The following is a 7313-nucleotide window of genomic DNA, read 5'->3' as shown; positions in this document are numbered from 1 at the left end:
TCCCAAAACAACGGCTTCCTCGACTGGAACAACGATCGCGCCATCACAACACTCCTCAATCAGAAGGGTGTTGCATCGACCCCTTGAAACCGCCTCGGATCGACAGCCCTCGCGTAGAAATCGGCGGTGCGGCAGCGCGAGAACTAGCCGCCGCCGAGCTTCTTGTAGACGGCTCCGACGATCGGGGTGACGATGGAACGCGGCGCGTAGCCGCTGGCCATCGACATGGCTTTCGACGTGACGCCGGGAACCACACGCATCTTGTTCTTCTCCAGGCCGTCCAGCGACAGCTTGGCGGTGTATTCCGTTGAGATCCAGAGGAAGTCGGGAATCAGCCGTTCGACCAGGGACTGCTCTGTCGCGTCGGGCAGTTCGGTGCGCACAGGGCCCGGCGCAAGCACCGTGACGTGCACGCCGGCGCCCTTGAGCTCGCCGCGCAGTGACTCGCTGAACGTATTGGCGAACGCCTTGGACGCCGCATACGTGGAGTTGTTCGGGATCGGTGAATTGCCTGCCGCCGATCCGGAGGTCAGGATGCCGCCGGATCCGCGCTTGACCATCCCGGGCAGCACTGCCAGCACCAGATCGTGCACGCCGAGCACGTTCAGCTGCACCTGCGCCTTCTCGCCGGCCGGGTCGAGGTCGATGACCGGGCCGAAGGTGGCGGTGCCCGCGTTGGCGCACAGGATCGAGATCTCGCGCTGGGCGAGTTCGGCGCACAGGGTGTCCCTGGCGGCGGGGTCGGTGAGGTCGACGGCACGCACCTCGACGATCACCCCGTAGCGCTCGGTGAGGCGCTGCGCCAGTGAGGTCAGCACGTCCTCCCGTCGCGCGGTGATGATCAGATTGTGGCCGCGGGCAGCGAGTTCGGTGGCCAACGCTTCGCCGATGTTCTGTGAGGCGCCGGTGACGACGGCGCGGGCATCCGGACTGGGTGCGGGTACAGGCATGGCGCCAATCCTAGAAGGAGCCGGAACCCATAGGGTGTCGGTCATGACTAACCCCGGGCGAGCGAGGGTGCTCGCGTGGGCATTGTGGGACTGCGGCGCGACAGGCCTGAACGCGATCGTCATCACCTTCGTGTTCTCGGTGTACCTGACAGGGAGCGTCGGAGCGGACCTCCCTGGCGACACCACACCGGCCAGCTGGCTGGGCCGGGCCATGGCCATCGCCGGTCTCGCGGTGGCCCTGCTGGCGCCCGTTACGGGCATCTGGGTGGACGCGCCTCAGCGCCGGCGGAAGGTGCTGGGCGTGATGACCGGTGCGGCCGTGCTGTTCACGGCGGCGATGAGCCTGATTCGTGACGATCACCGCTACCTGATGCCCGGTCTCGTGCTGCTGGCGTGCACCGCCGCGTGCAACGAGCTGGCCACAGTGCCCTACAACGCCATGCTGCGACAGTTGTCCACCCCCGAGACGTCCGGACGTACCTCGGGGCTCGGCCTGGCGCTGGGGTATGCGGGCAGCGTTGTGCTCTTGCTGCTGGCCTACGTGGGTTTCATCGCCGGGGACGGGGAGTCCCGGGGGCTGTTGGGCATCCCGACCGACGACGGGCAGAACGTGCGCGCCGTGATGCTGCTCACCGCGGTGTGGTTCGCATTGTTCGCGCTGCCGATGTTCATCGTGGTCCCGCGGGTCAGCGATGCCGTCCCCGTCGAACGCATCGGAATCATCGGCGCCTACCGCAAATTGTGGGTCGAGATTCGCGGGGAATGGCAACGCGACCACAACGTCGTCTACTACCTGGTGGCGAGCGCGGTGTTCCGTGACGGGCTGGCAGGCGTGTTCGCGTTCGGCGCCGTGCTGGGTGTGAATGTCTACGGGATCTCGCAGGCCGACGTGCTGTTGTTCGGGATCAGCGCCTGTGTGGTCGCGGCGGTCGGGGCTGTCTCCGGTGGCCTGCTCGATGACCGGGTGGGTTCCAAGCCGGTGATCGTCGTATCGCTGATCTGTCTGATCGCGGTGGGTTTGTCCCTGCTGGTGCTGTCAGGGCCGGTGTCCTTCTGGGTGTGCGGCCTGCTGCTGTGCCTGTTCATCGGGCCGACCCTGTCCGCAGCACGCAACTTGATGCTGCGGATCACCGCGGATGGCAAGGAGGGTGTGGCGTTCGGGCTCTACACCACCGTCGGACGCGCGGCGTCGTTCCTGGCGCCGTGGCTGTTCTTCACCTTCATCGACCTGTTCGGCACCGACCGGGCCGGAATGGGCGGAATCGTGGTGGTGCTCGCCTTCGGGCTGGCCGGGATGATCGCAGTGCGGGTGCCCGAGCGGCAGCACGGAACGGCTGTGCCGACGCCCTGAGCTGACGAAGCGGTGCCGACGGATCCGTCCCGACGCGTCAGGGCGTGCCGACGCAGATCGTGATGCCCGACCCGGTGCGGTGTTGGGTCTGCATGCCGTTCACCGTCACCGTGCAGGCCACGTCGGGCCCGAAATTCACGACGCTCACGCTGGCGGTTTCGGTCGCGGGAGCGGCGAGCTCGACCTGCTTGCTCCACGGCAGCGGGACGTTGAACTCGGTCTGCAGCATGTTGCCGGTGTCCAGGTAGGTGATGTTGATCGCTCTGCCCTCACCGGTGACCTCGTAGGTGACGGTCTCGGTGGGCCCCGGTGTGGTCTCCGTCGGCGAGGTGGCGTTGGGCGGCGGGAGCGGGCGCGGCGCGCGCGAGGTCGTGGTGGGCGCCGTCGGCGACGTGGTGAAGCCGGGCTGCGGGGTGACCGGTTGTGGTGCGACCACGGTTTCCTGGCTCGACCCGTTGGCGATCACGAGCGCGATGACCAGGCCGAGAACCACCAGGATCGCGAGCGCGGCCAGGACCCACAGCCACAGGCGAGGTTCGCGGTTGTCGGGTTCCGGCGGGGGCGGTGCACCCGGGGGCACTGTAGGTCCGCCCGGCGGCTGGCCACTTGCGTTCGGGTCGTATGCGTAGGGAGGGTAGGGCGGCAGCTGCTGGGTGGGATTCGGGGTCGCCTGTGGCGCCGCACCCGGAACAGCCGGGTACGAACCCTGATACGGCGGCTGGTTCGAGTACGCCGGATCCGGATAGTCCACGGGGTAGCCGCTACCGAACGATTGGGTCGGCTCGGACCCGTCGCGGCGTGGTGAATCGGTCATGCCCACCTCATGGCTGCGAGGGTACCTGTGCGGATGCTCAGTCCGCTGCGACCGAGGTCGCGGCGATCGGGCATGGAGGACATGCTGGAGAGGTCCGAGGAAATGACGGGAGGACGTGAGGTGGCCGTAGATCGGCATGTGCGGGTGAACTATGGCGCGTCCCTCTCGCCGGATGCGACGGCATTTGCCCACTTGGTCGACGACGGCGGCTACCCCCGCGCGGTGCAGCGATTCCTGCGCGGGTGGCGGGCCAGCTCCTCGCGTGACGTCGAGCTGCCCGTGGACGGCCCCGTGACGAAGGTCATCCATTCCGCCGACGGACACTGGCTGGCCTGCCAGGTGGCCCCGGAAGGCGGGACCCGTAGTCAGATCTGGGTGGTGACCACCGATCCCGACGACCGTGATGCGCGCCGGATCGACGGTTGGCCGGCCGGCACCGGCGAGGGCACCGCGGAACTGATCAGTTGGGACGGCACCAAGATCGCGGCGATCCTCACCGGAGAGGACGGTGTCGGCAGCTCGTGTCTGATCGATCCGGCGACTGGGGACACCCTGGTGCTCGACCGCCGCTCGGGTGGGCGGCTGGTCGACGCGTGGGCGGGTGCCGCACTGGTGCGGGTCGGGCCGCGCGGCTACCAGGACCTCATCATGCTGTGGGGCGGCACCGAAATCGCGCTGCTACCAGCCGATCCCGGCTCGGTCACCGATGCCGGTGTGATTCTCGACGATCACGCCCCACGCCGGTTGCGTAGCGGCCTGTCAGGGGAGACCACGCTGTATCACCCGGCCGGCACTTACGGGCCGGGCAGCACCGAAGGCTTTGTGCGGGCGTTGATCCGCAGCGACAACGGCGCCGCGTACGCCCGCCTGCTGGAGGTGACCGTCACCGCCGACGGCGTGTCCTACCACGTCGTCGCCGAGCGGCCGGGGTATGACCTCGACGAGTTCGTGGTCAGCGACGATCTGACCACGGTCGCGCTGTTGTGGAACATCGACGGCCGCAGCGAATTGCAGATTCTGCAGCACGTCGACGAGACGTTGTCGGTGCCCATCCCGCTGCCCGGTCCGATGGCCGGCGAACTGAGTATCAGTGCGGGCGGCTCCATGGTCGCGCTGACCGTGCAGGGCCCGTCGCTGCCCCGCACCGTCGAACTCGTCGATCCGCGGTCGCTGGAGTGGGAGCGGGTCGACAGGGAACCCAGCCGCGGGCCGCTCACCTCCGCCCCGACGCTGGAGCGGATCACCGCGCGTGACGGGCTGGAATTGACCGCGTGGTTGTACCGGCCGCAGGGCGAGGTAGCGGGCGCGGTGATGTTTCTGCACGGCGGCCCCGAGGGGCAGGCGCGGCCGGAATACAACGAGATCTTCCCGGCACTACTGGACGCGGGTTTCGTGGTGCTCACGCCGAATGTGCGTGGCTCGGGCGGCTTCGGGCGGGCCTTCGTGCACGCCGACGACAAGGAGTTACGGTTCGCCGCCGTCGACGATGTCGCCGATTGTGCTCAGTATCTGCTCGATCGGGGCATCGCGCCGGCCGACCGGCTGGCCTGTACGGGGTGGTCGTACGGCGGTTACCTGACCCAGGCGGCGTTGGCCTTTCACCCGGACTTGTTCGTGGCGGGCATCAGCATCTGCGGGATGAGTGACCTGAACACCTTCTACCGCACCACCGAGCCGTGGATCGCGGCCGCATCCTATCCCGAATACGGCCATCCGATCGCGGATCATGATCTCCTGGAACGTCTTTCGCCGTTGCCGCGGGCGGAGGCGGTGACAGCGCCGCTGCTTCTGGTGCACGGCGGGAACGACACGAATGTGCCGCCCGATGAATCGCGTCAGATGTATGAGGCGCTGGCGGCGCTGGGCCGCACCGTCGAACTGCTGATCTTCGACGATGACGGGCACGAGATCGCCAAGCGGGAGAACCGTGCGGTGCTGGTCGATGTCGCGACCCGATGGTTGTCCAAGGCGTTCGGCGTCTAGCCGGCAGTGAGCGCCGCGAGCGTCATCCGGCGCAGCACCGCGCGTGAATGTGCCTTGGGCACTGCGGGTCTCACGATGTGCGGGGTGGAGTTCAGCAGGCCGAACGTGGCATGGGCCATCACGCGGGCATCGTCCTCGGCCAGGTCCGGGTTGAGCCGGGTCAGCACCGTCACCCAGATCTCCACGTATTGACGCTGGGCGCGCCGCACCTGCCGTCTGGCGGTGTCGGGCAGGTGGGCCAGGTCGCGGTCCTGGATACGGATCAGATCGGATTCACCGAAGACGAAGTCGAGGTGGAAGTCCACCAGGCCGTCCAGGGATTCGGCGGCGTCGTCGGTCCGGGAGACGACTTCCTGCGCCCCGGCGAGCAGACGGGTGCTGATCCCGACGAGCAGTTCGACCAGCAGGGCTTCCTTGTTGGGGAAGTGCCGGTAGATGGCAGGCCCACTGATGCCGACGGCCGAGCCGATGTCCTCCAGGCGCACCGCGAGGTAGCCGCGCTCGGCCACAAGCCGTTCGGCGGCAGCGATCAGCTGGCTGCGGCGATCGGATTTGGCCTGACTGCGACGGGTGACGGCGCTGTCGGACATTGCGTCTCCGGAGGGTAGACAACTCAGTTAATGAAAACTAACCTATCACGAGTTAGTTGTCATTAACTCAAATGGGAGCCGCCTTGTCATCGCACCGCGACGAGCATCTGGCGCTGGTTGGGCAGTTGCGCGCCAAGCTCGCCACCGCCGCCCTCGGCGGTCCCGAACGGGCCCGCCAACGTCACGTCGACCGGGGCAAATTGCTGCCCCGTGACCGCGTCGACGGCCTTCTGGACCCGGGCAGCCCGTTCCTCGAGATCGCCGCGCTGGCCGCCGACGGGATGTACGACGACGAGTGCCCCGGGGCCGGAATGATCGCGGGCATCGGCCGGGTTTCGGGCCGGGAGTGCCTGATCGTCGCCAACGACGCGACCGTCAAGGGCGGCACGTACTACCCGGTCACCGTCAAGAAACACCTGCGCGCACAGGAGATCGCGCTACAGAACAAGCTGCCCTGCATCTACCTGGTGGACTCCGGCGGTGCGTTCCTGCCGCGCCAGGACGAGGTGTTCCCCGACCGCGAGCACTTCGGTCGCATTTTCTACAACCAGGCCACCATGAGCGCGCAGGGCATCGCGCAGATCGCCGCCGTGCTCGGCTCGTGCACCGCGGGCGGCGCCTACGTGCCCGCGATGAGCGACGAGGCCGTCATCGTGCGCAACCAGGGCACGATCTTCCTCGGGGGCCCGCCGCTGGTGAAGGCCGCCACCGGTGAGGTCGTCACCGCCGAGGAACTCGGCGGGGGCGACCTGCATTCCAAGACCTCCGGTGTCACCGACCACCTGGCCCACGACGACCGCGACGCCTTGCGGATCGTGCGCAACATCGTCGCCACACTGGGCCCACCCGAGGACCCGCCGTGGGCGGTGACGCCCGCCGTGGAGGCCATCGCCGACCAGAGCGAGCTCTACGACGTGGTTCCGGTGGACGCCCGCGTCCCCTATGACGTGCACGAGGTGATCACCCGCATCGTCGACGGCGGCGAGTTCAGCGAATTCAAGACCGAGTACGGCACCACCCTGGTCACCGGGTTCGCCCGTATCCACGGCCATCCGGTCGGCATCGTCGCCAACAACGGTGTGCTGTTCGGTGAATCAGCGCTCAAGGGAGCGCATTTCATCGAGCTGTGCGACAAGCGCAAGACCCCGCTGTTGTTCCTGCAGAACATCGCCGGATTCATGGTCGGCCGCGACTACGAGGCCTCGGGCATCGCGAAGCACGGCGCCAAGATGGTCACCGCGGTGGCCTGCGCGCGGGTGCCGAAGCTGACGGTGGTGATCGGCGGCTCCTATGGCGCGGGCAATTACTCCATGTGCGGCCGTGCCTATTCGCCGCGGTTCCTGTGGATGTGGCCCAATGCGCGGATCTCGGTGATGGGTGGCGAGCAGGCCGCGTCCGTTCTGGCCACCGTGCGCGGCGACATGAGCGCCGAGGAGGAAGAACAGTTCAAGGCGCCGATCCGGGCCCAGTACGAGCATCAGGGCAACCCCTACTATTCGACGGCACGGCTCTGGGACGACGGGGTGATCGACCCGGCGGACACCAGGACCGTTCTGGGACTGGCTCTTTCGGTTGTCGGCCAGGCTCCGCTGGAGCCGGTCTCCTACGGCGTATTCCGGATGTGA

6 protein-coding genes are annotated in these 7313 nt (G+C 67.7%); 3 read left to right on the top strand and 3 right to left on the bottom strand.

Annotation, left to right across the window (positions count from 1 at the left end; genetic code table 11):
• Positions 1-143: 143 nt before the first annotated feature.
• Entirely contained in the window at positions 144-950 is an 807-nt protein-coding gene (gene cmrA, locus H977_RS0121815; RefSeq protein ID WP_029109865.1) for a mycolate reductase, read from the bottom strand.
• 43 nt (positions 951-993) lie between these two features.
• Between cmrA and H977_RS0121810 the strand changes: the two genes are divergently transcribed.
• Positions 994-2301: an MFS transporter gene (locus H977_RS0121810; protein WP_036476636.1), complete on the top strand. Its 1308-nt coding sequence runs from the start codon at positions 994-996 to the stop codon at positions 2299-2301.
• Between the two features lie 37 nt (positions 2302-2338).
• Here the strand turns inward: H977_RS0121810 and H977_RS0121805 are convergent, their stop codons facing one another.
• Positions 2339-3115, bottom strand: a complete 777-nt coding sequence (locus tag H977_RS0121805; RefSeq protein WP_036476710.1) for an MmpS family transport accessory protein — start codon at positions 3113-3115, stop codon at positions 2339-2341.
• A gap of 102 nt (positions 3116-3217) precedes the next feature.
• Here H977_RS0121805 and H977_RS0121800 point away from each other — a divergent pair, with 102 nt between their 5' ends.
• On the top strand, positions 3218-5098 hold the full coding sequence (locus H977_RS0121800) for an alpha/beta hydrolase family protein (RefSeq protein WP_196808288.1): 1881 nt from the start codon (positions 3218-3220) through the stop codon (positions 5096-5098).
• Here the strand turns inward: H977_RS0121800 and H977_RS0121795 are convergent.
• The gene (locus H977_RS0121795; protein ID WP_029109861.1) at positions 5095-5688 is read right to left on the bottom strand and encodes an SACE_7040 family transcriptional regulator; all 594 of its coding nucleotides are present in this window, start codon (positions 5686-5688) and stop codon (positions 5095-5097) included. The genes H977_RS0121800 and H977_RS0121795 overlap by 4 nt on opposite strands.
• A 71-nt stretch (positions 5689-5759) precedes the next feature.
• Between H977_RS0121795 and H977_RS0121790 the strand changes: the two genes are divergently transcribed.
• Positions 5760-7313 carry a carboxyl transferase domain-containing protein gene (locus H977_RS0121790; protein WP_036476633.1) on the top strand — a complete coding sequence of 518 codons (1554 nt, stop codon included), beginning with the start codon at positions 5760-5762 and terminating at the stop codon, positions 7311-7313.

The sequence above is a fragment of the Mycobacterium sp. URHD0025 genome, from assembly GCF_000426065.1.
Lineage (GTDB): Bacteria > Actinomycetota > Actinomycetes > Mycobacteriales > Mycobacteriaceae > Mycobacterium.
The sequence above is the reverse complement of the archived record's forward strand: the minus strand, read 5'-3'. Positions and strand labels throughout refer to the sequence as shown.